The 26,253-nt window shown below is 51.6% G+C and carries 24 protein-coding genes, 1 tRNA gene and 1 pseudogene; 21 read left to right on the top strand and 5 right to left on the bottom strand.

Annotated features, from left to right (window positions below; all coding sequences use genetic code 11):
• Positions 1-93: 93 nt before the first annotated feature.
• The 5 genes from xerD to lysS all read left to right on the top strand — a co-directional run bounded on the left by xerD (position 94) and on the right by lysS (position 6,196).
• Positions 94-990 carry a site-specific tyrosine recombinase XerD gene (gene xerD, locus ACLD4F_RS10060; RefSeq protein WP_000434302.1) on the top strand — a complete coding sequence of 299 codons (897 nt, stop codon included), beginning with the start codon at positions 94-96 and terminating at the stop codon, positions 988-990.
• Between the two features lie 23 nt (positions 991-1,013).
• Entirely contained in the window at positions 1,014-1,727 is a 714-nt protein-coding gene (dsbC, locus tag ACLD4F_RS10055; protein WP_000745614.1) for a bifunctional protein-disulfide isomerase/oxidoreductase DsbC, read from the top strand.
• Positions 1,728-1,732: 5 nt separating this feature from the next.
• Positions 1,733-3,466 carry a single-stranded-DNA-specific exonuclease RecJ gene (gene recJ, locus ACLD4F_RS10050; protein ID WP_058331845.1) on the top strand — a complete coding sequence of 578 codons (1,734 nt, stop codon included), beginning with the start codon at positions 1,733-1,735 and terminating at the stop codon, positions 3,464-3,466.
• A 104-nt stretch (positions 3,467-3,570) separates the two neighbouring features.
• Positions 3,571-4,669 (top strand): peptide chain release factor 2 gene (gene prfB, locus ACLD4F_RS10045; RefSeq protein WP_010989230.1). Its coding sequence is split into 2 segments (ribosomal slippage): positions 3,571-3,645 and positions 3,647-4,669, totalling 1,098 coding nucleotides; the frame shifts between segments, so codons are not numbered across the junction.
• A 9-nt stretch (positions 4,670-4,678) separates the two neighbouring features.
• Positions 4,679-6,196: a lysine--tRNA ligase gene (lysS, locus tag ACLD4F_RS10040; RefSeq protein WP_000003339.1), complete on the top strand. Its 1,518-nt coding sequence runs from the start codon at positions 4,679-4,681 to the stop codon at positions 6,194-6,196.
• A 75-nt stretch (positions 6,197-6,271) separates the two neighbouring features.
• Here lysS and idi read toward each other — a convergent pair whose 3' ends face one another.
• Positions 6,272-6,817 carry an isopentenyl-diphosphate Delta-isomerase gene (gene idi, locus ACLD4F_RS10035; RefSeq protein ID WP_000133994.1) on the bottom strand — a complete coding sequence of 182 codons (546 nt, stop codon included), beginning with the start codon at positions 6,815-6,817 and terminating at the stop codon, positions 6,272-6,274.
• 264 nt (positions 6,818-7,081) lie between these two features.
• Here idi and actS point away from each other — a divergent pair, with 264 nt between their 5' ends.
• Together actS and ACLD4F_RS10025 are read left to right on the top strand one after the other, a co-directional pair.
• Entirely contained in the window at positions 7,082-7,840 is a 759-nt protein-coding gene (gene actS, locus ACLD4F_RS10030; RefSeq protein ID WP_000244325.1) for an amidase activator ActS, read from the top strand.
• Between the two features lie 79 nt (positions 7,841-7,919).
• Positions 7,920-7,993: transfer RNA gene (locus ACLD4F_RS10025), tRNA-Gly, on the top strand.
• 131 nt (positions 7,994-8,124) lie between these two features.
• Here ACLD4F_RS10025 and ACLD4F_RS10020 read toward each other — a convergent pair.
• Positions 8,125-8,931: a DUF1460 domain-containing protein gene (locus tag ACLD4F_RS10020; protein ID WP_001635492.1), complete on the bottom strand. Its 807-nt coding sequence runs from the start codon at positions 8,929-8,931 to the stop codon at positions 8,125-8,127.
• A 183-nt stretch (positions 8,932-9,114) separates the two neighbouring features.
• On the opposite strand from ACLD4F_RS10020, the pseudogene vapC reads away from it, so the two are divergent.
• From vapC to ACLD4F_RS09975, 9 genes and pseudogenes are all read left to right on the top strand, one after another.
• Positions 9,115-9,291 (top strand): annotated as a pseudogene (vapC, locus tag ACLD4F_RS10015) (tRNA(fMet)-specific endonuclease VapC); the annotation flags it as partial.
• Between the two features lie 805 nt (positions 9,292-10,096).
• Entirely contained in the window at positions 10,097-10,633 is a 537-nt protein-coding gene (locus tag ACLD4F_RS10010; protein ID WP_001038499.1) for an STM3031 family outer membrane protein, read from the top strand.
• A 46-nt stretch (positions 10,634-10,679) separates the two neighbouring features.
• Complete coding sequence (locus ACLD4F_RS10005; RefSeq protein WP_000835257.1) at positions 10,680-11,312, top strand: YfdX family protein; 633 nt, start codon at positions 10,680-10,682, stop codon at positions 11,310-11,312.
• Between the two features lie 717 nt (positions 11,313-12,029).
• A complete protein-coding gene (locus tag ACLD4F_RS10000; RefSeq protein ID WP_411010820.1) occupies positions 12,030-12,617 on the top strand; it encodes a fimbrial protein in 588 nt (195 codons plus the stop codon).
• Positions 12,618-12,736: 119 nt separating this feature from the next.
• Positions 12,737-15,226, top strand: coding sequence for a fimbrial outer membrane usher protein StdB (gene stdB / locus ACLD4F_RS09995; RefSeq protein WP_411010819.1), 2,490 nt, complete (start codon positions 12,737-12,739; stop codon positions 15,224-15,226).
• Positions 15,227-15,266: 40 nt separating this feature from the next.
• Positions 15,267-16,010, top strand: coding sequence for a fimbrial biogenesis chaperone StdC (gene stdC, locus ACLD4F_RS09990; protein ID WP_411010818.1), 744 nt, complete (start codon positions 15,267-15,269; stop codon positions 16,008-16,010).
• Positions 16,007-17,074 carry a hypothetical protein gene (locus tag ACLD4F_RS09985; protein WP_000141336.1) on the top strand — a complete coding sequence of 356 codons (1,068 nt, stop codon included), beginning with the start codon at positions 16,007-16,009 and terminating at the stop codon, positions 17,072-17,074. Before stdC ends, ACLD4F_RS09985 begins: the two co-directional genes overlap by 4 nt.
• 144 nt (positions 17,075-17,218) lie before the next feature.
• The gene (locus ACLD4F_RS09980) at positions 17,219-17,731 is read left to right on the top strand and encodes a CaiF/GrlA family transcriptional regulator (RefSeq protein WP_000336255.1); all 513 of its coding nucleotides are present in this window, start codon (positions 17,219-17,221) and stop codon (positions 17,729-17,731) included.
• Positions 17,718-18,476, top strand: a complete 759-nt coding sequence (locus ACLD4F_RS09975) for a transcriptional regulator (RefSeq protein ID WP_411010817.1) — start codon at positions 17,718-17,720, stop codon at positions 18,474-18,476. Before ACLD4F_RS09980 ends, ACLD4F_RS09975 begins: the two co-directional genes overlap by 14 nt.
• 209 nt (positions 18,477-18,685) lie before the next feature.
• On the opposite strand, the gene ACLD4F_RS09970 is transcribed toward ACLD4F_RS09975, so the two are convergent.
• Positions 18,686-19,552: a nickel/cobalt efflux protein RcnA gene (locus ACLD4F_RS09970; RefSeq protein WP_411010816.1), complete on the bottom strand. Its 867-nt coding sequence runs from the start codon at positions 19,550-19,552 to the stop codon at positions 18,686-18,688.
• 122 nt (positions 19,553-19,674) lie between these two features.
• Here ACLD4F_RS09970 and rcnR point away from each other — a divergent pair, with 122 nt between their 5' ends.
• Positions 19,675-19,947, top strand: a complete 273-nt coding sequence (rcnR, locus tag ACLD4F_RS09965; RefSeq protein ID WP_000019953.1) for a Ni(II)/Co(II)-binding transcriptional repressor RcnR — start codon at positions 19,675-19,677, stop codon at positions 19,945-19,947.
• A gap of 30 nt (positions 19,948-19,977) precedes the next feature.
• Here rcnR and ACLD4F_RS09960 read toward each other — a convergent pair whose 3' ends face one another.
• Both ACLD4F_RS09960 and ACLD4F_RS09955 read right to left on the bottom strand, forming a co-directional pair.
• Positions 19,978-21,207 carry an amino acid permease gene (locus ACLD4F_RS09960; protein WP_000036843.1) on the bottom strand — a complete coding sequence of 410 codons (1,230 nt, stop codon included), beginning with the start codon at positions 21,205-21,207 and terminating at the stop codon, positions 19,978-19,980.
• Between the two features lie 141 nt (positions 21,208-21,348).
• Positions 21,349-21,804: a multidrug/biocide efflux PACE transporter gene (locus ACLD4F_RS09955; RefSeq protein WP_001736749.1), complete on the bottom strand. Its 456-nt coding sequence runs from the start codon at positions 21,802-21,804 to the stop codon at positions 21,349-21,351.
• Positions 21,805-21,907: 103 nt separating this feature from the next.
• On the opposite strand from ACLD4F_RS09955, the gene ACLD4F_RS09950 reads away from it, so the two are divergent.
• From ACLD4F_RS09950 to kduD, 4 genes are all read left to right on the top strand, one after another.
• Positions 21,908-22,771: a LysR family transcriptional regulator gene (locus ACLD4F_RS09950; RefSeq protein WP_001270776.1), complete on the top strand. Its 864-nt coding sequence runs from the start codon at positions 21,908-21,910 to the stop codon at positions 22,769-22,771.
• A 122-nt stretch (positions 22,772-22,893) separates the two neighbouring features.
• Positions 22,894-24,072 carry an acetyl-CoA C-acetyltransferase gene (locus tag ACLD4F_RS09945; protein ID WP_131046521.1) on the top strand — a complete coding sequence of 393 codons (1,179 nt, stop codon included), beginning with the start codon at positions 22,894-22,896 and terminating at the stop codon, positions 24,070-24,072.
• A gap of 429 nt (positions 24,073-24,501) precedes the next feature.
• Positions 24,502-25,338 (top strand): 5-dehydro-4-deoxy-D-glucuronate isomerase, encoded by an 837-nt coding sequence (kduI, locus tag ACLD4F_RS09940; RefSeq protein ID WP_069721774.1) that lies wholly within the window; start codon positions 24,502-24,504, stop codon positions 25,336-25,338.
• Between the two features lie 56 nt (positions 25,339-25,394).
• Positions 25,395-26,156, top strand: a complete 762-nt coding sequence (gene kduD / locus ACLD4F_RS09935) for a 2-dehydro-3-deoxy-D-gluconate 5-dehydrogenase KduD (protein ID WP_000602496.1) — start codon at positions 25,395-25,397, stop codon at positions 26,154-26,156.
• The last annotated feature ends 97 nt before the right edge of the window (positions 26,157-26,253 follow it).

Genomic DNA, 26,253 nt, shown 5'->3' with positions numbered 1-26,253 from the left:
GCTATAGCGTTGCGGGTAGTGTAACAGAATCACTGCATTCACGGCACAATGAGGCATAATGCACCAAAAGTAAGCGTGAAGTAGGGAGCGCGAATGGAACAGGATTTAGCGCGTATTGAGCAGTTTCTGGATGCCCTGTGGCTGGAACGAAATCTGGCGGAAAATACATTAAGCGCGTATCGTCGCGATTTATCGATGGTCGTTGCGTGGTTGCATCATCGCGGAAAAACGCTTGCGACGGCGCAGGCTGATGATTTACAAACGCTGCTGGCTGAACGGGTGGAGGGAGGATACAAAGCGACCAGCTCCGCACGCCTGTTAAGCGCTATGCGGCGCTTCTTCCAGCATCTGTACCGTGAAAAGTATCGTGAGGATGATCCGAGCGCGCAGTTGGCCTCGCCTAAGCTTCCGCAGCGTTTACCGAAAGATCTTAGCGAGGCGCAGGTTGAGCGGCTCTTGCAGGCGCCGCTTATTGATCAACCTTTGGAGTTGCGCGATAAAGCTATGTTGGAAGTGCTGTATGCCACCGGTTTGCGCGTGTCGGAACTGGTGGGGCTGACAATGAGCGATATCAGTCTGCGGCAGGGCGTGGTGCGGGTTATCGGTAAAGGCAATAAAGAGCGGTTGGTGCCGTTAGGCGAAGAGGCGGTATATTGGCTGGAAACGTATCTGGAGCATGGGCGTCCCTGGTTACTTAATGGCGTATCGATTGACGTATTATTCCCCAGCCAGCGTGCGCAGCAGATGACGCGGCAGACCTTCTGGCACCGTATTAAACATTATGCGGTACTGGCTGGAATCGATAGCGAAAAACTATCGCCGCATGTTTTACGTCACGCTTTCGCCACGCATTTGCTGAATCACGGTGCCGACTTGCGCGTTGTACAAATGCTACTTGGGCATAGCGATCTTTCGACGACACAAATTTATACGCATGTCGCAACGGAGCGTTTGCGTCAACTTCATCAACAGCACCATCCGCGGGCATGAGTGCTGACAGGAAAGGATAGTTTATGAAAAAGCGTTTTATGATGTTCACTTTACTGGCGGCGGCGTTTTCAGGCGTGGCCCATGCGGATGATGCGGCTATCCGTCAGTCGCTGGCTAAGCTGGGCGTTCAGAGTACGGAAATTCAGGCCTCGCCAGTGGCAGGAATGAAAACCGTCCTCACTCACAGCGGCGTACTGTACGTCACTGACGACGGCAAACATATTATTCAAGGGCCGATGTATGACGTGAGCGGCGCGCATCCGGTAAACGTGACGAACAAACTGCTGATGAGCCAGCTAAATGCGCTGGAAAAAGAGATGATCGTCTATAAAGCGCCGGATGAGAAACATGTCATTACTGTTTTTACCGATATCACCTGCGGCTATTGTCATAAGCTACATGAAGAGATGAAAGATTATAACGCGCTGGGGATCACGGTACGTTATCTGGCCTTCCCGCGCCAGGGGCTGGAAAGCCAGGCGGAGCAGGATATGAAATCTATCTGGTGCGCCAAAGACAAAAACAAAGCGTTTGATGACGCCATGGCAGGTAAGGGTGTGAAACCGGCAAGCTGTGACGTGAACATTGCTGATCATTATGCGTTGGGCGTGCAGTTGGGCGTTAGCGGTACGCCAGCCATTGTATTGAGTAACGGCTATGTGGTGCCTGGCTATCAGGGACCGAAAGAGATGAAAGCGTTTCTTGATGAGCATCAAAAACAGACCAGTGGTAAATAATACGCGTGAAACAACAGAGACAACTTCGTCGGCGCGAGGCTGATGAGACGGCGGAACTCCCCGCCGATCTTCCTCCATTACTACGACGTTTATATGCCAGCCGGGGCGTTCGTAGCGCCCGCGAACTGGAGCGCAGCGTGAAAGGAATGCTGCCCTGGCAACAGCTTAGCGGCATAGATAACGCGGTGGAGATCCTCTACAACGCCTTTCGCGAAGGTACCCGCATTATTGTTGTTGGCGATTTTGACGCCGACGGCGCGACCAGTACTGCGCTAAGCGTATTGGGAATGCGTGCGTTGGGATGTGACAACATCAGTTATCTGGTGCCTAATCGCTTTGAAGACGGCTACGGTTTAAGCCCGGAAGTGGTCGATCAGGCGAAGGCGCGCGACGCGCAGCTTATCGTCACCGTAGACAACGGCATTTCATCCCACGCCGGCGTAGCGCATGCAAAGACGTTGGGGATTCCGGTGATCGTGACCGATCACCACCTGCCAGGCGACACGTTGCCGGATGCCGAAGCGATTATTAATCCCAATCTGCGCGACTGCGAATTCCCGTCTAAGTCGCTGGCGGGCGTCGGCGTGGCGTTTTACCTGATGCTGGCGTTGCGAACATTTTTGCGCGACAAAGGATGGTTCGACGAGCGCAACATCGCGCCGCCGAATCTGGCGGAGCTGTTGGATTTAGTGGCGTTGGGAACGGTAGCAGACGTTGTGCCGCTGGACGCTAACAACCGTATTCTGACCTGGCAAGGGCTAAGTCGTATTCGTGCCGGGAAATGCCGCCCGGGAATTAAAGCGTTGCTGGAGATATCGAATCGCGATCCGCAGCAGCTTGCCGCCAGTGATTTAGGCTTCGCGTTGGGGCCTCGCCTGAATGCCGCCGGCAGGCTGGATGATATGTCCGTTGGCGTGGCGTTACTGTTGTGCGACAACCTCGGCGAAGCGCGTGTTCTGGCCAGCGAGCTGGATGCGCTTAACCAGACGCGCAAAGAAATAGAGCAGGGGATGCAGGCGGAAGCGCTTATCCTGTGCGAAAAGCTTGAGCGCAGTAGTGAAACGCTTCCGGGCGGTCTGGCGATGTATCATCCTGAATGGCATCAGGGCGTGGTCGGAATTCTGGCGTCGCGCATTAAAGAGCGTTTTCACCGCCCGGTGATTGCCTTTGCGCCTGCGGGCGACGGCACGCTAAAAGGCTCAGGCCGATCGATTCAGGGGCTGCATATGCGCGATGCGCTGGAAAGGCTGGATACGCTTTACCCTGATCTGATGATCAAGTTCGGCGGTCATGCGATGGCGGCGGGATTGTCGCTGGAAGAGCATAAATTCGAGCAGTTTCAGCAACGTTTTGGCGAGCTGGTAACGGAATGGCTCGATCCTGCCCTGTTGCAAGGCGAGGTGATCTCCGATGGTCCATTAAGCGCGGCGGAGATGTCTATGGAAGTGGCACAACTGTTGCGGGATGCCGGGCCGTGGGGGCAAATGTTCCCGGAACCGTTATTCGATGGTCGTTTCCGTCTGCTACAACAGCGTCTGGTGGGCGAGCGCCACCTCAAGGTGATGGTGGAGCCCGTCGGCGGCGGCCCCCTGTTGGATGGCATCGCATTTAATATTGATACGACCTGTTGGCCGGATAACGGCGTGCGGGAGGTAGAACTGGCTTATAAACTGGACATTAACGAGTTTCGCGGCAACCGTAGTTTACAGATTATTATCGATGATATTTGGCCGCTATGATCGGGGCGATTTAACAACACTTTCGCTGTAATTAAGGGGCGAAATCCGCTAATATTTCGCCCTTATAACCGCATTTTGACAAGTCAAATAAAAGAAATCAGACCATGTTTGAAATTAACCCGGTGAATAACCGCATTCAGGACCTCACGGAACGCACCAACGTTCTTAGGGGGTATCTTTGACTACGATGCTAAGAAAGAGCGTCTGGAAGAAGTAAACGCCGAGCTGGAACAGCCGGATGTCTGGAACGAACCTGAGCGCGCGCAGGCGCTGGGAAAAGAGCGTTCATCGCTCGAAGCGATCGTCGATACGCTTGATCAAATGACTCAGGGGCTGGACGACGTTTCCGGGCTGCTGGAACTGGCGGTAGAAGCTGACGACGAAGAGACGTTTAACGAAGCCGTCGCGGAACTGAATACGCTGGAAGAGAAACTGGCGCAGTTGGAATTCCGTCGGATGTTCTCCGGCGAGTACGATAGCGCCGATTGCTATCTCGATATTCAGGCCGGTTCCGGTGGTACTGAAGCGCAGGACTGGGCCAGCATGTTGCTGCGTATGTATCTGCGTTGGGCGGAAGCGCGCGGCTTTAAGACGGAAGTCATTGAAGAGTCGGAAGGGGAAGTTGCCGGCATTAAGTCCGCGACTATCAAAATCTCCGGCGAATATGCCTATGGCTGGCTGCGCACTGAAACTGGCGTACATCGTCTGGTGCGTAAAAGCCCGTTCGACTCCGGCGGTCGCCGTCATACCTCGTTTAGCTCCGCGTTTGTGTACCCGGAAGTGGACGACGATATCGATATCGACATTAACCCGGCGGATCTGCGTATCGACGTCTATCGTGCGTCTGGCGCAGGCGGTCAGCACGTTAACCGTACGGAATCCGCAGTGCGTATCACCCATATTCCCACCGGGATCGTGACGCAGTGCCAGAACGACCGTTCGCAGCACAAAAACAAAGACCAGGCCATGAAGCAGATGAAAGCGAAGCTTTATGAACTGGAGATGCAGAAAAAGAACGCTGAAAAACAGGCGATGGAAGACACTAAGTCCGATATCGGCTGGGGAAGCCAGATTCGTTCCTATGTCCTGGACGATTCCCGCATTAAAGACCTGCGTACTGGGGTGGAAACCCGCAATACACAGGCGGTACTGGACGGTAGTCTGGATCAATTTATCGAAGCAAGTTTGAAAGCAGGGCTATGAGGAATCAACATGTCTGAACAAAACGCACAGGGCGCTGACGAGGTAGTCGATCTTAACAATGAAATGAAGGCACGTCGCGAGAAGCTGGCTGCACTGCGTGAGCAGGGTATCCCGTTCCCGAACGATTTCCGTCGTGACCGTACCTCAGACCAACTGCACGCAGAGTTTGACGCGAAAGAAGCTGAAGAACTGGAAGCGCTGAATATTGAAGTGTCCGTCGCGGGCCGTATGATGACTCGCCGTATTATGGGTAAAGCCTCTTTTGTTACCCTGCAAGACGTAGGCGGCCGCATTCAGCTGTATGTGGCGCGCGATGATCTGCCGGAAGGCGTTTACAACGAGCAGTTCAAGAAGTGGGATCTTGGCGATATCCTCGGCGCGAAAGGTAAGCTGTTCAAAACCAAAACCGGCGAGCTGTCTATCCACTGCACCGAACTGCGCCTGCTGACGAAAGCGCTGCGTCCGTTGCCGGATAAATTCCATGGCCTGCAGGACCAGGAAGCGCGCTATCGCCAGCGTTATCTGGATCTCATCTCTAACGATGAATCCCGTAACACCTTCAAAACCCGTTCGAAGATCCTGGCCGGTATTCGCCAGTTTATGGTTGCTCGCGGCTTTATGGAAGTCGAAACCCCGATGATGCAGGTGATCCCTGGCGGCGCGTCTGCCCGTCCGTTTATCACCCATCACAACGCGCTGGATCTGGACATGTACCTGCGTATCGCGCCGGAACTGTACCTCAAGCGTCTGGTGGTTGGCGGCTTCGAACGCGTATTCGAAATTAACCGTAACTTCCGTAACGAAGGCATCTCCGTGCGCCATAATCCTGAGTTCACCATGATGGAACTCTATATGGCGTATGCGGACTACAAAGACCTGATCGAGCTGACGGAGTCTCTGTTCCGTACGCTGGCGCAGGATGTTCTGGGCACCACCCAGGTTCCGTACGGTGATGAAGTGTTTGACTTCGGTAAGCCATTCGAAAAACTGACCATGCGTGAAGCGATCAAGAAATATCGTCCGGAAACGGATATGGCTGATCTGGACAACTTCGATTCCGCGAAGGCGATTGCTGAAAGCATCGGCATTCACGTCGAGAAGAGCTGGGGTCTGGGCCGTATCGTCACCGAGATCTTTGACGAAGTCGCTGAAGCGCATCTGATTCAGCCGACCTTCATCACCGAATATCCGGCTGAAGTGTCTCCGCTGGCGCGTCGTAATGATGTGAACCCGGAAATCACTGACCGCTTCGAGTTCTTTATCGGCGGTCGTGAAATCGGTAATGGCTTTAGCGAGTTGAACGATGCGGAAGACCAGGCGCAGCGTTTCCTGGATCAGGTTAATGCAAAAGCGGCGGGCGACGACGAAGCCATGTTCTACGACGAAGACTACGTGACGGCGCTGGAACACGGTTTACCGCCGACAGCGGGTCTGGGAATTGGCATCGACCGTATGGTGATGCTGTTTACTAACAGCCACACGATTCGCGACGTTATTCTGTTCCCGGCGATGCGTCCGGTGAAATAAGATGTAAATTGCCGGATGGGGCATTAGCCGCCATCCGGCATCTCTTCGTTCAGGCGTAGCGCCATCAGGCAATCTTTAACGCTGGCAGTAATTGAGCAGTCGTTCACGCGCTTGTTCGTCTGACGCTTGCATGACCATCCACGGGCTAAATGCCCACGGCGTAGCGAGAAGGCTTTTCCATACGCTTTTAAATTCGCTCCACTGATAGTCCATCACCTCTTCGCTGTTAACCTGTAACACACTGGTTGCCCGCGCGGCAAATACCGGACAGACTTCATTTTCCACAATACCGTTTGGATCTGTCGCCCGATAGCTGAAGTGCGGATAGACGGGGGTGAGATCGGTAATTTCCACGCCGAGTTCGAACCGACAACGGCGGATGATCGCCTCTTCGGTGGTTTCGCCTTGTTGCGGATGACCGCAAACTGAATTCGTCCACACGCCTGGCCAGGCTTTTTTGCTCAGCGACCGTCGTGTTACCAGCAACTGACCATCTTCGTTAAATAGCCAGCAGGAGAAAGCCAGATGCAAAGGCGTATTAAGCGTATGAGCCGCATACTTTTCCAGTGTGCCGGAAGGCTTATCCTGCTCATCCAATAAAACGACATGTTCCTCAGTCATGAAAGCTCCTGAAAATTAAAATGACCCGGCAGCATGGCCAGGCCATATACTCAGACGATCAGCGTAGCGCATAACAGAAAGAAAGGCATTACCAAAACAGGCCCTGACAGAACGCAGACGAGCGCCATTGCGCCGTGAGTCGATATTATGCTGGCATATCGGATATTCGCGGCATCATCATCCGCGCGGACCCTTTCCGGCGTCAATGGATTGGGCATACGGCATTTGGCTGCTATCATAAGGCGTCTGTCAATAGAGTGAGGAATGGTTTTGAGCGCAGGACGCCTGAACAAAAATAGCCTGGGTATTGCGGTGCTGTTATGCACAGGGCTGCTGCTGGCGGGGTGTTCCAGTAATTCCGGCTCAGGAACGTATTCCGGCTCCGTCTATACCGTTAAGCGCGGCGATACGTTGTATCGTATATCGCGCGCCACGGGAACCAGCGTGAAAGAACTGGCCCGGCTGAATGGCATTTCTCCGCCTTATACTATTGAGGTGGGGCAGCGAATTAAAGTGCGCGGCAGCGCAAAGAGTAGCAGTTCAGCACGCAAAACCAGCAATAAAACAGCAACAAAAACTGCCGCGGTCAGACCGTCATCTTCGGTGCCAAAATCCTCCTGGCCGCCGGTGGGGCAGCGCTGTTGGGTATGGCCCGCCAACGGTAAAGTGATTTTACCTTATTCCACCGCGGAGGGCGGAAATAAGGGGATCGATATTGCGGGCGCGCGCGGAACGCCTGTTTATGCGGCGGGAGCGGGTAAAGTTGTCTATGTCGGGAACCAGCTGCGCGGTTACGGCAATCTCATCATGATTAAGCACAATGAAGATTACATTACGGCTTACGCTCATAATGACACCATGCTGGTTAATAATGGGCAAAGCGTTAAAGCGGGGCAAAAAATCGCTACGATGGGCAGCACGGATGCCGCATCCGTAAGACTACACTTCCAGATTCGCTACCGGGCGACGGCCATCGATCCGCTGCGTTATCTGCCGCCGCAGGGGAGTAAACCGAAGTGCTGACGGTGAATTAATCGCCAGTCAGCCAGTAAGTCTCTTGCCAACCAGAGCGTAAGGTTTATAATGCCTTACGCATCTCAAAGCGGGCGTAGTTCAATGGTAGAACGAGAGCTTCCCAAGCTCTATACGAGGGTTCGATTCCCTTCGCCCGCTCCAGACAAATATCTTCTAGTATTTACTAACTCCACGAATTTACAGCAATTTTTCCTGTCGGCCCCACAGTACACAGGGTTTCAATACCTATGTCGGACGGCTATTATCAGCTGGCGACTCCGGTAATGACTTTATCATTCAGCCCGCAGCACAACGATGCCCGGTCTGGAATGCATGTATTCCATAAACGGTGTGTCCACCACTTTTCTGTTTGCGGCCAATGAGGAGGCGTTCCGAAACCACACCTGTTCATCATGGCGAACTACGATACCCACATGTGAAACGTCCAGCCCGTCAAGCGGGGAGTAGACACCGATATAGTCCCCATTTTTTAGGTGGTTCATGACCTGCTGGTTGATGGCTCTTCCGGGAATATAATTTATTTTACGAGGATGGATGCCCAGACCAGGAATGTACTCGCCGCCATCAGGTTTATGGTTAAGCTGCTTGTCAACAACGATATAATCAGGGCTGATATACGGCGTTACATCCCGTGCATTACGCGGTACTGCGGCGAACCAGTCAGAGAAGAAGTGCCGGCGGCTGAGATAAGCAACTTTGCCTGCGGCGTAGCGAGTCCTGGCAAGATTATGCAGAAACGATTTCTGATTATCGCTGCGGGCCAGGGCTTCAACGTAATCAGCCAGGGTAAAGCAGTCCACGCCGTTGAAATTCGCTACAAGGACTTCGGGTGTGCCGGGCCCACCGATGAGCGTATTTGCCTGATAAGGTGTTCCGAGAAAAGCAGACGATACGCGGCTGATAACTTCTCCATGGTTTTCGCCTTTATAAGGAATGACATCCGACTGGATAATCCGACTTACTTTTTCTGCCGTAACGCTGTCCATGCTGGTCTGATATTTTTCTGTGCCAGGGACGGTACAGGCCGTCAGATGCGCCGACATAAGCAAAATTGTCCATGTATTTACCTTCATTATCATCTCCGGAAAGGTTCAAATCCCTTTTTTACCTTTACCGGAAATGGTTGTGATGGATACAGAAAAACGCCAGAGGTTGATTACAGGTTGAGTAATATGAACGCTGATGATGATAAATGTGAAGATCATCATACGACTTTATTCGCCGTTGTTTTTTGCCTGATCGTCAAAGCCAACATGCCCCTTCAGGCAGCGATACATACCGGTCAAATCCGTGCCGAACTGGCCCGCAAGGGAACACCTGTCGGGCCTTATGACCAGATGATTGCTGGCCATGTCCGTAGCCGCGGACTGGTCGTCGTCACAAACAATCTCCGCGAGTTTGAACGCATTCCGGGTATCCGAATCGAAGACTGGTGCTAATTTCTGCATCAGATGTTATCCCCGGATTCAAACTCTTTTCCGGATTTAGTGGCACAGTCAGTTTGGTTACCTGCTTAATGGTGGTTTGCATCACATTTTTAGCTGGTGGTATTTTTTTATGTTGACTGGAGATACCTGCCAACAGCATAACTTTTACGGCCAGATAATAAATAAAAGAGTACCAAAATGTCGTATTCTGACATGTTTACGAAGGGAGTACCGCTCCCTTCTTTTTTTGTTTCCTGGATACTCACTGAACAATGCCGTTACTGCCCGATAACTGCCGCATCCCCTCACCATAGCCGTTTCCTGCAACTTAAATCACAGACGTTGATTTACCAGGCCGATATGGCTTCTTTCCCGTTATATACCCTTCATACTTCAAGTTGCTTATGTGTTGGCTACGGATTACTCGGTCCATCCATGGGCCTCGCCCTGACGGGCCGTCGCACGCGACGTTAAAATCTGCTCCCGGCAGATTTGTCGCTCACCCCAGTCACATCGTTATCTATGTGCCTGGGGACTCACTCCCTTGCCACCTTTAAGCAACTCGAATTATTTTGGGTATATATCAGTGAACTTCTATTTTTGTCAGTTTTTATTTTTCAGTTTATTTATTATTAAATACTGTTTCTGGCCTGGATATATTTTCGTGAATAGCCTCCCGACAGCCGGAGATAAAGGTATTTGCTGGCGTAACAGCGCTCATAATTTAAAAGATTTATTTATAGTTTGTTATCACGGAAAGATTTTAACTTAATACATGCCAGTAAGGCATCAGGTAAAAATAACCGGAGAGAAGAAGATGAACAAAATGCTATTAGCCGGAAGTGCCGGTATTGTTCTGCTGTCTGCTGCAGCCAGTCCGGTATGGGCAGACGATAATGCCAGTACATTTTCACTTGGATACGCCCAGTCCCATACTAATCACGCCGGGACGTTGCGTGGGGTTCGGCTGGCAAACAACTATGAAATGTCACCGGACTGGGGGCTGACAACCTCATTTGCCTGGCTAAATGGAAGCCAGCGCTATTCCGATGAAAGCAGTAATGGTCGTGTAACAACCCGTTATTACTCCCTACTTGCAGGCCCTTCATGGAAAATAAATAACCAGTTAAGCCTGTATAGTCAAGTGGGCCCCGTATTATTGCATCAGCGTGATCACGGAATAAATGAGTCTGACAGTAAGGTCGGATATGGTTATTCTGCAGGCGTGGCTTATACCCCGGTCAGTAATGTCGCTATAAATCTGGGTTATGAGGGTGCGGATTTTGATGCTACCCATAACAGCGGAAGCCTTAATAGCAACGGCTTTAATCTTGGTGTGGGTTACCGGTTCTGAATAGGATAACCCGATAAAAAATGTTACTTTGTGGAGATGATGGATTATGAAAAGCCATATTATACCGGGCGTTGCGCTGATGGTTATCCTGTTTTCAGGAAATATTATGGCCGCAACAAACATGACTGATAACGTTACTCTGAATAATGACAAGATATCCGGACAGGCCTGGCAGGCCATGCGTGATATCGGAATGTCGCGATTCGAGTTGTTTAATGGTCGAACCCAAAAGGCGGAACAACTGGCTGCGCAAGCAGAAAAACTCCTGAACGATGACAGCACTGACTGGAATCTGTATGTCAAATCAGATAAAAAAGCCCCAGTTGAAGGAGACCGCTATATTCGGATAAATTCATCGATTACGGTAGCAGAAGATTATCTCCCTGCGGGGCAGAAAAATGATGCTATTAATAAAGCAAACCAGAAAATGAAAGAAGGAGATAAAAAAGGGACTATAGAGGCCCTGAAACTAGCAGGCGTCAGTATGATTGAAAATCAGGAACTCATTCCTCTTCAGCAAACCCGTAAGGATGTGACCACAGCGCTTTCCTTGATGAGCGAAGGAAAATACTATCAGGCAGGTCTGATACTGAAATCAGCTCAGGATGGCATAATTGTGGATTCTCAGTCAGTTCAGGAATTACCCACGGCCCCCGTGCAGCACGATTCCGCGCATTAATATCCCCAGCCTGCTGTAGATATTACAGCAGGCAGCATTATGTCTGACAGCTATTACCAGTTTGTTCTTTGCTGTCGGCATTGTTTTTAAATTTCATCCGTGAAGTTCAGTAATGTCAGGGTACCTGCATTTATATCTATTGTGATGCTCATCACAAATACAGAAGAATATTATTTCATTTATTATTTTTTATCTCTTCCACTTATGGTGGTTTATAATGATTTATTAAGTTAATGTTTTGGAATTAAACTCCTTTTACTTGCGCTATATCTAGTTTTTTATGCTGCCAGTAATTTCATTGTTATATATGATTAGTATTATGTTTTGTAAATATCCAGTGTGATGGAAAAGCAAAACATACATTCCCGATAACATATTACAAAATATTTCATGTCCGCTGCGAATATCTGTCTGTTAGGTATTCACCCGCTTATAATTACATTAAAAAGTATTTCTTTGATGATTATTCTTAAATTACGATCATAATCATCGATCGTATCGATCTATTTTTATTGTTTTAATTTGAATAAGAATTTTCTTACAACTGATTAGGCATTAGCTGAAATCAATATTTTTCGATGGAAAGTTCAGGTGCTTCGTTTAACACCAGGCGTTTATTATTCATGCGAATCTTTTCTGAACGCTTTCATTAATACCCTCAGATTTGTTTTCAGCCTTTGCAAAATAATTCTCATTCACCCAAAGGACATATTATCTATGCGTAATAAAATAATACTTGCCATGGCGGCTGCCGGTATGATGTATGGCGCTTCTGTATATGCAGTCGATCCACCAACAGTAGGCCCGTTCGGCTCAGGTAAAATTCTTTTCACTGGTACCATCACCAACTCACCCTGTGATATCGCACCGGGCGACGATGCGATCACCGTTCCGTTTGGACAGATTTCTTACCGTAAACTGAATACCGCCGACGCAACTACGGAATCAAAACCGTTCACCATTCATCTGCAGAACTGTGCATTTGATCCGAATGATGCAGGTTCAAATCCTGCTGGCTCCGCAGGGAAAATGTCTAAAGTAACCGTCTCTTTCAGTGGTACAGCTGATACCTCAGGTAAAGCTTACGTCAGCACCGGCAGTGCCCAGCATGTTGGTGTGCAGCTTCTGAAAAGTGACAATAACTCACTGATTACACCCAATACCCCGATGCCGGATGGTGAAGCTCAGCAACTGCAGGCCGGGAATAACGAACTCAACTTCTTTGCCCGCCTGATAGCGCTTGGTGCTGACGTCACGCCCGGTGATGTCAACGCATCCGTCACCTACACCCTGAAATACCTGTGATTTTACGCGGTAAATAACGACAGGGAGAAGCCGTCCACGGAGGGGTTCGGACGGCTTTTATATCTGACCATGCCTGCGGGCTGTCTGTTACACGGACGACAACACGAAAGCGCCATGCCATGAAAATTACCCGGCTTGCCATTCTGATTACCCTGACATTTTCCGTCCTGAAGTCGCAGGCCACGGAGTTCAATGCCAGCCTGCTGGACAGCGGGAACCTGTCCAACGTGGACCTAACGGCCTTCAGCCGCGAGGGGTATGTGGCGCCCGGTAACTATATTCTCGATATCTGGCTCAATGACCAGCCGGTACGGGAACAGTATCCGGTCAGAGTTGTACCGGTTGCCGGACGCGACGCGGCCGTCATCTGTGTGACAACAGACATGGTGGCCATGCTGGGTCTTAAGGATAAGATTATTCATGGCCTGAAACCCGTTACCGGTATCCCGGACGGGCAATGCCTTGAGCTGCGCTCCGCTGACAGTCAGGTACGGTACAGCGCTGAAAATCAGCGTCTGACCTTCATTATCCCCCAGGCCTGGATGCGTTATCAGGACCCGGACTGGGTGCCGCCTTCACGCTGGAGCGACGGCGTCACCGCCGGCCTGCTCGATTACAGCCTGATGGCCAACCGCTATATGCCGCAGCAGGGGGAGACCTCTACCAGCTACAGCCTCTACGGCACCGCCGGGTTTAATCTCGGTGCCTGGCGGTTGCGGAGCGATTACCAGTACAGCCGTTTTGACAGTGGGCAGGGCGCATCACAGTCCGATTTTTATCTGCCGCAGACGTATCTGTTCCGTGCCCTGCCAGCACTGCGCTCAAAACTGACGCTCGGACAGACGTACCTCAGCTCCGCTATTTTTGACTCCTTCCGCTTTGCCGGGCTCACTTTGGCCAGCGATGAGCGCATGCTACCGCCCTCTCTTCAGGGGTATGCCCCGAAAATCAGCGGCATTGCGAACAGTAATGCACAGGTTACCGTCAGCCAGAATGGCCGCATTCTGTACCAGACCCGGGTGTCACCGGGGCCTTTTGAGCTTCCCGACCTGAGCCAGAATATCAGCGGCAACCTGGATGTCAGCGTCCGGGAAAGCGACGGTAGCGTCCGGACATGGCAGGTCAACACGGCCAGCGTCCCCTTTATGGCACGCCAGGGACAGGTTCGCTATAAGGTGGCCGCCGGACGTCCGCTGTACGGCGGGACGCATAACAACAGCACGGTCAGCCCTGACTTTCTGCTCGGGGAGGCCACCTGGGGAGCATTTAACAACACGTCGCTGTATGGCGGCCTCATTGCCTCCACCGGCGACTACCAGTCCGCGGCGCTCGGGATCGGCCAGAATATGGGGCTGCTGGGCGCTCTGTCTGCGGACGTCACCCGCTCAGATGCGCGGTTGCCGCATGGGCAGAAGCAGTCCGGTTACAGCTACCGTATCAACTATGCCAAAACGTTTGATAAAACCGGCAGTACCCTGGCGTTCGTCGGATACCGCTTCTCGGACCGCCATTTTCTGTCCATGCCGGAGTACCTGCAGCGTCGGGCCACCGACGGCGGCGATGCATGGCATGAAAAACAAAGCTACACCGTGACTTACAGCCAGTCCGTTCCGGTACTCAATATGAGCGCGGCCCTCTCGGTAAGCCGGCTCAATTACTGGAATGCGCAGTCCAACAATAACTACATGCTCAGCTTCAACAAAGTGTTCAGTCTCGGCGACCTTCAGGGGCTCTCGGCCTCGGTGTCGTTTGCCCGTAACCAGTACACCGGCGGGGGCAGCCAGAACCAGGTCTACACCACCATCAGTATCCCGTGGGGCGACAGCCGCCAGGTGAGCTACAGCGTGCAGAAGGATAACCGGGGCGGCCTGCAGCAGACCGTGAATTACAGCGATTTCCATAACCCGGACACCACATGGAACATCAGCGCCGGCCATAACCGTTATGACACCGGCAGCAACAGCAGCTTCAGCGGCAGCGTGCAGAGCCGTCTGCCGTGGGGCCAGGCGGCAGCGGACGCCACCCTGCAGCCCGGACAGTACCGCAGTCTGGGCCTGAGCTGGTACGGCTCGGTGACCGCCACCGCCCACGGCGCCGCTTTCAGCCAGTCGATGGCCGGGAATGAGCCCCGCATGATGATAGATACCGGAGACGTGGCCGGTGTACCGGTGAACGGCAACAGCGGGGTGACCAACCGCTTCGGGGTGGGCGTGGTGAGCGCCGGCAGCAGCTATCGGCGCAGCGATATTTCGGTTGATGTGGCCGCCCTGCCGGAGGGCGTGGACGTCAGCAGCTCCGTCATCAGCCAGGTGCTGACGGAGGGCGCGGTGGGCTACCGGAAGATTGACGCCAGCCAGGGGGAGCAGGTGCTCGGTCATATCCGACTGGCTGATGGTGCCAGTCCGCCGTTTGGCGCCATGGTAGTGTCCGGGAAAAGCGGCAGAACCGCGGGGATGGTCGGAGATGGCGGTCTGGCCTACCTGACAGGTCTCAGCGGGGAAGACCGCCGGACCCTGAATGTGTCCTGGGATGGCCGGGTGCAGTGCAGACTCACCCTGCCGGAAACGGTGACACTCAGCCGGGGGCCGCTGTTACTGCCCTGCAGATAAAAATATCCCTGTCACAGAGCAGGACTAAAGGAGAAAACAGGTGAAAAACAGCAGAAGAAGCCGTGTGATTTTACTCGCACTGGCGGCAGCATGGAGCCAGTGCAGCCCGGCGGCCGTCAATGTCGACCGGACCCGTATTATCATGGATGCATCGCAGAAAACGGTGGCCATCACGCTGAATAACGATGACAAAACCACGCCGTTTCTGGCGCAGTCCTGGGTGACGGACGTTGACGGGGTGAGAACCGATGCGCTGATGGCGCTGCCGCCGCTGCAGCGTATTGATGCCGGACAGAAATCCCAGGTCCGTATCACCCAGGTTCGTGGGCTGACAGATAAGCTCCCCCAGGACAGGGAAACACTGTTCTGGTTTAACGTGCGGGGCGTTCCCCCGAAGCCGGAAGACGACAACGTCCTGCAGCTGGCCATGCAGAGCCAGCTGAAACTGTTTTATCGTCCGAAAGCCATTATCAGAAGCAGCAGTGACCAGCCGGAAAGAAAGCTGACCGCTGAGCGGAATGCGGGACAACTGACCCTCAGAAACCCGACGCCGTACTACATCACTGTGGCGTGGCTGGGAGCAGACCGTAGCCACAGGCTCAGCGGTTTCCGCGAGGGCGTGATGGTGCCGCCCTTGGGGAGCCTGCCTTTAAAGGCTGTTCTGCCGGCAGAAACCCGGACGCTGTGGGTGGGGTATATTGATGATTACGGTGGACTGCAGATGAACCGCTACGCCTGCGATGCCCTGAACTGCGCGTTTAAGGACGCAGGGGCAACATCATGACAGAATGGATTTTTAATCTGAAAACAAAACTGACCGTGCTGGTGATGATGTTGTGCTCTTTATGTGTGACTAAAGTGTATGCGGTTGAGCCAAGCCTGAATGAATGTATCATTACCTCTGGTCAGAATATTAATTTTAAAAACATAAATATAACAAACGATAATTACACCCCGGGTCCGGGGACAGTTGTCAGCACAATAACTCAGAAGTTCACTTATTCGTGTAATATATCATCTTTGATTTCAGGTAAACCACCTTTACTGTTATTAAATCAGCCTTATTTCAGAGATTTTACCAAAAAGTTAGACAGTATGGGCCTGGGTTTTCAGGTGTCCGTTACCGACGCTCCTGTCTTAACCTGGGACGATATTAAAGGGATATCGCAGGGAGGAAATGAGCCTAAAGTGGAATTTGGACAGCCTTTACCTCCAGGGCTCACGACACGAACAGCAACTGTAAAAATGGACTTCTTATATCTGACAGCCTACAAAGAGAGCAGTGCTGTGTACACTTTTTCCGGTATAAATAATGTGATGAATGTTGTTCCGGTAAATTATGCTCAAAGAAACAACGGATTTGTTTTATCTGGTTTTAATGTGAGAATTCTCAGAAACGGATTGGGTAAAGTTGACATTGTTCCATTACAGGTCAACTTTGGGCATATTTATACGACTTATGAACCTTCACAGACCAGACAGGCAAATTTTACAGTGATCGCCAGGCAGGTTTTACGACCGGCTATGGGACAGGAATTCACGATCCCGCTGGCCATCACCTTCGGGAAAGGTGCGCTGACACAGGATACCGGGCAAACTCTGAATCTTGTCAGTCTGGATGGCCCCAACAAAGGTCAGCCTAATGGACTCCGGCTTTCAATAAAAGATGATAAAGGAAAAGAGATTACTTTTGATAAACAAGAAGTACTGGGGGATATTACTATTACAGGAACTGTCACCGGTAATGTGTCGAAGGTATATACTGCAGTAATAACCCCGACCCCGGGGGGAAGTGTAAAGACAGGAAAGTTTTCTGCTGCAATACCCGTTACTGTTACCTATAACTAATCGGGGGTGACAGATAATAAAAATAAAAGAGCTGACTGAGTTATCGGGGAACTAATCCCGAATAAACCCACATTAATAATAAATACTATTTAAGAGCTGTTCTTCACCTCCGGAAAATTATTTACCCAGTTATGGAGAGGTTTTATGTGCCCTGATAATACACACGCAAAAAAGCAGTACCTTATCCCAGGTAACGATATTCATTATCCCGGACAGACCAACCATGATGCCTGTTTTATTCCGGTAAGTGTCCGCCAGTATGCCGGCGAGCCCCTGTATATCATCGTGGCACACTGGTGCCTGTTGCAGCAGAACTGGGTTCAGCGTAACCAGATAGCAGAGGCGTTTCACATCACGGCCAGACGGGCCAGCTACCTGATTGCCTATCTGCGAAGCAAAACATCGCGGGTGGTCAGCATCTGCCGTCACCAGACCCTGCCCAATAAAGCACGACGCTATGAGATTTATGTTATCCGGGTTCTTGACAGTCCCACCCCGTCCACGCGCCGTGAAAAAGCCGGACCGCCGCCGGTATCAAAACGCCGGGTCGGTAATGGTGACAGGTCGATGGCAAATGAACTGTGGAACCGGCTGTGCAGTAACAGAAATGCGGGAAAGATCCTGAAAAAGAAGGAGAATGAGGATGACGGAACATAACCGGATGCCGGCCCGGCAGATTATCGTTTACGGTGACTGCTGGCCGGTGACGATCGCCGTGGCACACCTGGTCCGGAGATTTCTGCCGGGCTGCAACTGTGAAACCGCATACAGACTGCCTGTTCTGTTGCAGCAATTACGTCGGAAACCGGAGGCCATACTGATACTGTGTCTGCGTCCCCGTGAACATCTCTTTTTGTTCTATTCCCTGAGACAGATACTGTCGGACTACCCGGTTATGATTATCAGCGATGAGCTGTTTTTCAGCGACCGGGTGGTACTGAAGGTATACGGCGGCATCCCGGCGCTGCTGGAGCAGGAACTGGCGGAGATACTTATCCGGGGGCGGCGGGGTGAACAGTGGGCCGGGGGCGCACGCCTGCGCAGGACAGGAGAGCTGGACGCCTTTTTGTTATCTCCGGCTCCGGTGACGGGCTTTCTGGAAGTGCCACCGATATTTAACAATCCGAAGCGGTTGATGAACTATATGGACCAGTTGATGCACCGGGAGATACTGGCATGCGGAGTGAGCCTGGCCCAGTTACGCTTGCTTCAGGAAGTTTACCGTGGACGGGGAAGGCTGTCAGCGTTGTGTGGAAGGCTGAATACGCAGGAGAAGCAAATCTGGCAGGACAAATACCGGTTACTGGTGAAGTTGGGAATGCGGAACCGATTACGGGAACTGCTGTTTGGTACCCGGTTTTGTAAATCACTGCAGCGAACTCCGTTTATCGCTCCGCAATAACCCGCCTCCGGCGACTCTATCCAGAAACCCTGAAACGCCGGCTAAACCCGGTGGCGGTGGGGTATGTTTTGCCTGTGGTGTAGTGGAGTAAAATACAGAATTCAGGCGGGACGCTGAATGTATGGCCTTTCATACCGTTTGATAAGTAAAAACGCTTCTGGAATGAAACCCGAAGTGAATGATACGGCCTGAGCAGAAGCGTTACATATTTACTGCATGATCCCGGTATAGCCATGAATTCCCATATACACGCCGACCAGACCAATCAGAATGCTCGAAAAATAGGGCGCCCGCCGGGCAAGCGTCGAAAAACCACTCCAGCGCTTTGCTGCCTGTTGAACGCTTATCGCCGCGCCTATGCCTACCGTCACCAGCGTTAATGCCAGGCCAAGACTAAAGCTCAGCACCATCGTGGCGCCCAGCGTAAACGCTTTAAGCTGGACACAAATCAGTAAAACGGTGATCGCAGCCGGACAGGGGATAAGCCCTCCGGTCAGGCCGAACAGCAGGATCTGTCCATTAGTCACTGTTTGACCATCAAAACGGCGTTGAATATCGGCAGCATGGGCGCGTTCATGGGCATCCTGATACGCTTTTGACGTTGCGCCTTCCGGATGTATGTGACCATGATGGTCATGGTCATGGTCATGGTCATGGTCATGGTCATGGCCGTGGTCGTGGTCGTGATGGTGGTCGTGATGGTGGTCGTGATGGTGGTTTCCCGCCAGCCACTGCTGCTCGCCTCGCCATGTCCGCCAGAACATCCAGCACGCGGTGCTCAGAATAATAATCGCAGAAATTAACTGCAGCCATGGTTCCACTGATTGTGCGGTGAATGCCCGGCTAAGATACATCCCACCCAGCGCGATTAACCAGACGATCGCGGTATGAGAAAGCGTTGCTGCCAGACCGAGCATGACGGCCTGTTTAACCGTACCTTTAATGGCAATGATAAAAGCCGCCATCATAGTTTTGGAGTGCCCTGGTTCAAGCCCGTGCAAAATACCTAATAAAATGGCGCTGGGAATGAAGAACCAGCCGTTTCCTTGCTGAAGAAGTGTCGAAAATTCACCCATGAGAATGATTCTTAGTTGTTTTATGTGGGGCGTCATTCTACTCCCCCCCAGTATGGAATACTACCCCCCAGTAGCATCGTAATGCTATAATTTGTATTCGTTAATGTTAGTGAGGTGTTGTAATGTCACATACCATCCGGGACAAACAAAAGCTTAAAGCCAGAACCAGCAAGATTCAGGGACAGGTGATAGCGCTAAAAAAAATGCTGGATGAACCGCATGAATGCGCGGCCGTGTTACAACAGATCGCGGCGATTCGCGGCGCGGTAAATGGCTTAATGCGTGAGGTGATTAAAGGGCATCTGACCGAGCATATCGTTCATCAGAGTGATGAAGCCAGACGTGAAGAAGATCTGGACGTAATATTAAAGGTGCTGGATTCTTATATAAAATAGCCGGGAGTTATATCCCGGCTATCTTTTACTTTAGCCGAAAAACATCACCGATACGCAAAGTAAACCGACGACCAACGTAATGAAATTACCTACTGAACGGTAGGGTTTCAATGCCGGTATCAGGTACGTTGACAACGTGGGCATAATAAACAGAATCATCGCAATGAGCGGGCCGCTAATGGCATAAATCATAGAGATGGCATTCGGGTTAATACAGCAAATAATAAACGTAATCCCGGAAACCAGCATGATAGACAGCGCGCGATTGAACGCCCGGCTTTTTTTCACGCCAACCTGCTGTAGGGTGGTTCTTACCATTTCGGTTGCGCCCTCGATGACGCCGAAATAGGTGCCGAGGAAAGATTTCGACATGGCCACGACGGCAACGATAATACCGGAAATAGAGAGCCAGGCCGGCGCATTGGGCATCATCGAGAGCGCGGAAAGGATGGTAACGCCTTCGTTGCGCGCGTCTTCAATGTATGACGGCGGAATGGAGAGCAGGCAGCTAAAGACAAAGAACAGCACGCTCAGGCAGATAATCAGATAGGCGACCTTCATGATCTTTTTGCATTTATCCATGGCCTGATCGCCAAAATTTTCCCGTCTGTCGATGGCAAACGTCGAAATAATGGGCGTATGGCTAAAAGCAAAAACCATCACCGGAATAGAAATCCATACCTGGTGCAACGTGTGACTATCCAAAGACATCTGCCCGGTCAGTAACGAGGGTTGCCAGCTTCCGGTTAAGTAGAGCGAAAGGAACAAGAAGTAAGCGATAAGTGGAAAGACTAACAAGCCCATTACGCGAAGAGTGGCATGTCTTCCCATTAAGAAAATCATATTCAGGATAAGTACTACGCCGAAGCTAACTGCCATCCGGATGCGAATATCTATCTGAATATGCTTCGCTAATTGCTCTGTCAGGGAATTGGTAATCGCCACCGCATAAATTAATACCACGACAAAAAACGCAATGAAATAAAGCGTGGTAATAATACTGCCGATTTTCTTGCCATAATAATGAGTAACGGCACCAGTAATTCCCTCACCTGCAGAAGTCTTTGAGGAAAGAATAAACTGACACAGCGCCTTATGCGGCCAGTATGTCAGAGGCCAGGCGACCAGCGCGGTAATAAATAGCACGATTGCGCCTGCCGATCCCAACTGGATGGGAAGGAAAAGAGTGCCTGCGCCTACAGCCGTTCCGTATAATGCAAAACTCCAGAGAGTCTCATCTTTTGACCAAATTTTAGACATTATTTGAATTTATCAACTATAAAACACACAAAAAGAAGCGCAATTTACCATAAATAGCGTCAGTTGGGGGCGTTTTAAGCAGATGGATGTCGTGGAGGAGGAGGGCCGGGAGCGTTGCGATCCCGGCAAAAAAGAGCAATATCATGCACTAACGTGCTGTTGGCGGCGGGTCACTATTCGTTGGCGTAAAACATCGTATGCCCAGTTGTACAGCATCGTGTACGGCAAAAAGAACAGAAAGAAACCAATTTCCAGGGTGAATGCTTGTAGCAGGCTGACATTCAGTACCCAGGCGACAATACTCACGCCAATGACAATAAACCCACTTTCAAATCCTAACGCATGGAGTGCGCGCACTTTGGCGGTTCGTCTCACCTGATGCGCGGGCCACAGTCGATCAAACAGAGCGTTATAAATGATATTCCAGATCATGGCCGTCGTTGCCAGCAATATCGTCAGGCCGCCCATCTCCAGCACCGAGCGCTGCATTAGCCAGGCGGTCGTTGGCGCCAGTATCGCAGTCGCAATACCTTCAAAACAGACAGCATGGAAAATACGCTCCGGCAGCGAGCGACGTTGTATGGCGTCATGTTGCATAAACGAAAAAACCTTACTCTTAATCAAGCTAAAGAAATTTCCGCTATTTTATCGTTTAATGTGATACCTAAAAGATAACATCCATCGATAAAGTAGATAGGTTATGCGTTACTCACCTGAAGCGTTAATGGCATTTGTTGAGACCGTCTCTTGCGGTTCGTTTTCTGCGGCGGCGCGCCGCCTGCGTAAAAGCCAGTCCACCATTAGTACCGCCATTGCGCATCTGGAGGCGGATCTGGGATTTTCATTATTTGATCGATCATCGCGCCAGCCCGTTCTGACCGAAGAAGGAAAACGGGTGCTTAGCTATGTTCAGGCTATTTTATCGGCGAGCGATCGTCTGGATGAGGTGGCGCTGACGTTATCCGGCGAGACGGAGGCAAGACTCACGTTCGTCCTCTCTGATACCCTGCACCCTGACAGTCTGGAAGAGTTAATGGCGCAGTTTGATCGTCAATTTCCGCATACCGAGTTTGAATGCTTGATCGGAGAAAATGATGATGTCATCGACCTGCTGCAAAAAGGGCGTGCCCAGATAGGCCTGATTGAAGCGCGTGATGACTATCCCACAGACATTGGCGCGACGCGTCTGCCTGTTCAAAGCTGGATGGGGGTTTATGTGGCGACCACGCATCCGTTGGCGTCGCAGACGAACCTGCGATGGGAGCAACTGCATACCTGGCGCGAGCTGCGTCTGAATACCTACCTTGAATCTAACGCCAACATTACGCGCGGCCCGGCCTGGTCAGCGCCAAACTATTTATTGCTGTTGAGCATGGCGGTTCAGGGATTTGGCTGGTGCGTATTGCCCTGCGCGCTGGTGGAAGAGTTTGCGGCGGAAAAACCGCTGGCGCAGCTGGATGTTCCTGGCTGGCCGAGGGCGATTGCTATTGATTTGCTGTGGAACAAGAAAACGCCGCCCGGAACGGCGGGGAACTGGCTTCGCTACCATTTGCAGCAGAAATAAGCTGCGTCACCGTCAAATCAGCGTCATTTCCTTTGTGATAAAACTCACTTTTTTTAAACAATCAAGATAACTAATTTTAACAATGCTCTACTATGGCGGTGTCATTTTGCGCTGAGGTGGTAATGAAAGAGGTTGTGATAGTGGGGGCTTTACGGACACCCATCGGCTGTTTTCAGGGAACGCTGGCCCGTCATTCCGCCGTCGAGCTGGGGAGCATGGTCGTAAAAGCGTTAATTGAGCGCACCGGCGTGGACGCTAACGCTATCGATGAGGTCATCCTCGGTCAGGTATTGACGGCTGGCGCCGGGCAGAATCCGGCGCGCCAGTCAGCCATCAAAGGAGGGCTGCCGACTACCGTTTCCGCCATTACCATTAATGACGTTTGTGGTTCCGGTTTAAAAGCGTTGCACCTGGCGACGCAGGCTATTCAGTGCGGCGAAGCGGACATTGTTATTGCGGGCGGGCAGGAGAATATGAGCCGTGCGCCGCATGTCCTCAATGATAGCCGTACCGGCGCGTTGCCTGATGCCGACAATCTGGTGGATAGTCTGGTACATGATGGCTTATGGGATGCCTTCAACGATTATCACATTGGCGTGACGGCAGAAAACCTGGCGCGGGAATATGGCATCAGCCGCGAGTTACAGGATGCTTATGCGCTCAGTTCGCAGCAAAAAGCCAGGGCCGCGATTGATACCGGACGTTTTAAAGATGAGATTGTCCCCATCGTCACGCAACGTAATGGGCAGACCGCAATTGTCGATACGGATGAACAACCGCGGGCCGACACCAGTGCGGAGGGGTTAGCCCTGCTGCATCCGGCGTTTGATAGTTTAGGTTCGGTGACGGCGGGTAATGCCTCCTCAATCAACGATGGCGCCGCCGCGGTGATGATGATGAGCGAGACGAAAGCCCAGGCGCTGGGGCTGCCGGTGCTGGCGCGCATCCGCGCGTTTGCCAGCGTCGGCGTCGATCCTGCGCTAATGGGGATTGCGCCGGTATATGCTACCCGGCGCTGTCTGGAGCGTGCCGGTTGGCAACTGGCGGAGGTCGACCTTATCGAAGCCAACGAAGCGTTTGCCGCCCAGGCGTTGTCGGTAGGAAAAATGCTGGAATGGGATGAGCGACGGGTAAACGTTAATGGCGGCGCGATTGCGCTGGGGCATCCTATTGGCGCGTCCGGCTGTCGAATTCTGGTTTCACTGGTGCACGAAATGGTTAAACGCGACGCGCGTAAAGGCCTGGCGACGCTGTGTATCGGTGGCGGCCAGGGCGTTGCTTTAACCATTGAACGCGATTGATCCTGCGCCAGCCATCCTTTTCCTGCTTCAGTATTCCGTTATAAAAAGCCCTCTATCACGAGGGCAAAGCCAGTGACAGAACCCCCTTTTTCGTTATAGCGCAGAACGTCTTGTTGCGGCGGGCATTGCAGACGCATACCGCTTTTAATTCAATTCGCATATCAGACTCCGTTCCAAAACAAGCTCCAATTTTTATCTGAGTAACCGCATACAGAATCTGGCGCACATGTCTGAAAATCAGACATGTGTGTAAGTTTTAGCGCCGTTCGTGATCGCTACAGCAGTTTTAAAAATAACCAACCATATAAATGAAACGTTGTTTTATTTATTGTTGAAAACCTTCATCCGGGCGACTATGATGCCGTTAAATAAATCAAAACAGTGTTTTGATTTTATGCCGTTGCGATCGATTTATCATTGGAGGGAAAAGTGGACGTAAGGCAAAGCATCCATAGCGAGCACGCTAAAACGCTGGACACCCAGGCGCTGCGACGCGAGTTTTTAATAGAAAATATTTTTGTCGCTGATGAATATACGATGGTCTACAGCCATATCGACCGTATTATTGTCGGCGGCGTTATGCCCGTCAGCCATTCTGTTGAAATCGGCGGAGAGGTGGGTAAACAGCTTGGCGTTTCCCGGTTACTGGACCGCCGCGAGCTGGGCGTCATTAATATTGGCGGCGCGGGCGCCATTATCGTTGACGGGCAGCGCCATGACATTGGTCATCGTGATGCTCTGTATATTGGTAAAGGGGCGAAAGAGCTGGTTTTCGTCAGCAATGAGGCGAGCAGACCGGCGAAGTTTTATTACAACTGCGCGCCAGCGCATACCGCTTATCCGACGAAAAAAGTGTCGCCTGCCGACGTTGCGCCCGTCACCTTAGGCGATAACCTCACCAGTAACCGTCGCACCATCAATAAATACTTCGTACCGGATGTACTGAAAACCTGTCAGCTCAGTATGGGACTCACCGAACTGGCGCCCGGCAATCTATGGAACACCATGCCATGCCATACCCATGAGCGCCGTATGGAAGTGTACCTCTATTTCAATATGGAAGAGGACAGTTGCGTTTTCCATATGATGGGGCAGCCTCAGGAAACCCGTCATATTGTGATGCGTAATGAACAGGCGGTTATTTCCCCAAGCTGGTCAATACATTCCGGCGTTGGCACCAAAGCCTATACGTTTATTTGGGGCATGGTGGGAGAAAATCAGGTCTTCGATGACATGGATCACGTTGCGGTACAAGATCTGCGCTAGTCGCGACCGGTGATAACGCCTGTGCGTGACAGGCATGACAAAAATAAGGATTAACAATGATTTTGAATGCATTTTCTCTTGAAGGTAAAGTCGCGGTTGTGACGGGGTGCGATACCGGATTGGGGCAGGGGATGGCGTTAGGGCTGGCGGAAGCGGGCTGTGACATTGTCGGTATTAACATTGTTGAACCGACGGAAACTATTGCGCGCGTCACCGCTCTGGGACGTCGTTTTTTAAGCCTGACAGCCGATCTGCGTCAAATCGATGGCATTCCGGCGCTACTGGAACGGGCGGTGACGGAATACGGTCATATTGATATTCTGGTGAATAACGCGGGTTTGATCCGTCGTGAAGATGCGATTGATTTCACGGAAAAAGACTGGGATGACGTCATGAACCTGAACATCAAGAGCGTGTTCTTTATGTCTCAGGCGGCGGCAAAACATTTTATTGCCCAGGGCAACGGCGGCAAAATTATTAATATCGCGTCTATGCTTTCCTTCCAGGGCGGCATTCGCGTTCCGTCTTATACCGCGTCGAAAAGCGGCGTAATGGGAATAACACGTCTGATGGCGAACGAGTGGGCGAAACACAATATCAATGTGAACGCCATCGCACCGGGCTATATGTCCACGAATAATACCCAGCAATTGCGCGCTGATGCACAACGTAGCGCCGAAATTCTCGACCGTATTCCGGCTGGACGTTGGGGGCTACCGGGCGATTTAATGGGCCCGGTAGTCTTCCTGGCATCCAGCGCCGCTGATTATATTAACGGCTATACCATAGCGGTAGATGGCGGTTGGCTGGCGCGTTAATCCGCTACTGACAAATGCGTTTCTGGGAAAATCGACTCTTTGGCCGAAAAACTGATAAAGCCCTGTCCTGGTACAGGGTTTTTTATGATCTCATTAG

It is taken from the genome of Salmonella sp. 741265050_HSA (genome assembly GCF_046569445.1).
Lineage (GTDB): Bacteria > Pseudomonadota > Gammaproteobacteria > Enterobacterales > Enterobacteriaceae > Salmonella > Salmonella enterica.
Note: the sequence above shows the minus strand (reverse complement) of the source record. Positions and strands in the feature narration are given on the sequence as shown.

Excerpts from the sequence above, each read along its gene's own strand:
- xerD (WP_000434302.1), top strand. The coding sequence starts at position 94 with ATGGAACAGGATTTAGCGCGTATTGAGCAGTTTCTGGATGCCCTGTGG.
- dsbC (WP_000745614.1), top strand. The coding sequence starts at position 1,014 with ATGAAAAAGCGTTTTATGATGTTCACTTTACTGGCGGCGGCGTTTTCA.
- lysS (WP_000003339.1), top strand. The coding sequence starts at position 4,679 with ATGTCTGAACAAAACGCACAGGGCGCTGACGAGGTAGTCGATCTTAAC.
- idi (WP_000133994.1), bottom strand. The coding sequence starts at position 6,817 with ATGACTGAGGAACATGTCGTTTTATTGGATGAGCAGGATAAGCCTTCC.
- actS (WP_000244325.1), top strand. The coding sequence starts at position 7,082 with ATGGTTTTGAGCGCAGGACGCCTGAACAAAAATAGCCTGGGTATTGCG.
- ACLD4F_RS10020 (WP_001635492.1), bottom strand. The coding sequence starts at position 8,931 with ATGATAATGAAGGTAAATACATGGACAATTTTGCTTATGTCGGCGCAT.
- ACLD4F_RS10010 (WP_001038499.1), top strand. The coding sequence starts at position 10,097 with ATGAACAAAATGCTATTAGCCGGAAGTGCCGGTATTGTTCTGCTGTCT.
- ACLD4F_RS10005 (WP_000835257.1), top strand. The coding sequence starts at position 10,680 with ATGAAAAGCCATATTATACCGGGCGTTGCGCTGATGGTTATCCTGTTT.
- ACLD4F_RS10000 (WP_411010820.1), top strand. The coding sequence starts at position 12,030 with ATGCGTAATAAAATAATACTTGCCATGGCGGCTGCCGGTATGATGTAT.
- stdB (WP_411010819.1), top strand. The coding sequence starts at position 12,737 with ATGAAAATTACCCGGCTTGCCATTCTGATTACCCTGACATTTTCCGTC.
- ACLD4F_RS09985 (WP_000141336.1), top strand. The coding sequence starts at position 16,007 with ATGACAGAATGGATTTTTAATCTGAAAACAAAACTGACCGTGCTGGTG.
- ACLD4F_RS09980 (WP_000336255.1), top strand. The coding sequence starts at position 17,219 with ATGTGCCCTGATAATACACACGCAAAAAAGCAGTACCTTATCCCAGGT.
- ACLD4F_RS09975 (WP_411010817.1), top strand. The coding sequence starts at position 17,718 with ATGACGGAACATAACCGGATGCCGGCCCGGCAGATTATCGTTTACGGT.
- ACLD4F_RS09970 (WP_411010816.1), bottom strand. The coding sequence starts at position 19,552 with ATGGGTGAATTTTCGACACTTCTTCAGCAAGGAAACGGCTGGTTCTTC.
- rcnR (WP_000019953.1), top strand. The coding sequence starts at position 19,675 with ATGTCACATACCATCCGGGACAAACAAAAGCTTAAAGCCAGAACCAGC.
- ACLD4F_RS09960 (WP_000036843.1), bottom strand. The coding sequence starts at position 21,207 with ATGTCTAAAATTTGGTCAAAAGATGAGACTCTCTGGAGTTTTGCATTA.
- ACLD4F_RS09955 (WP_001736749.1), bottom strand. The coding sequence starts at position 21,804 with ATGCAACATGACGCCATACAACGTCGCTCGCTGCCGGAGCGTATTTTC.
- ACLD4F_RS09950 (WP_001270776.1), top strand. The coding sequence starts at position 21,908 with ATGCGTTACTCACCTGAAGCGTTAATGGCATTTGTTGAGACCGTCTCT.
- ACLD4F_RS09945 (WP_131046521.1), top strand. The coding sequence starts at position 22,894 with ATGAAAGAGGTTGTGATAGTGGGGGCTTTACGGACACCCATCGGCTGT.
- kduD (WP_000602496.1), top strand. The coding sequence starts at position 25,395 with ATGATTTTGAATGCATTTTCTCTTGAAGGTAAAGTCGCGGTTGTGACG.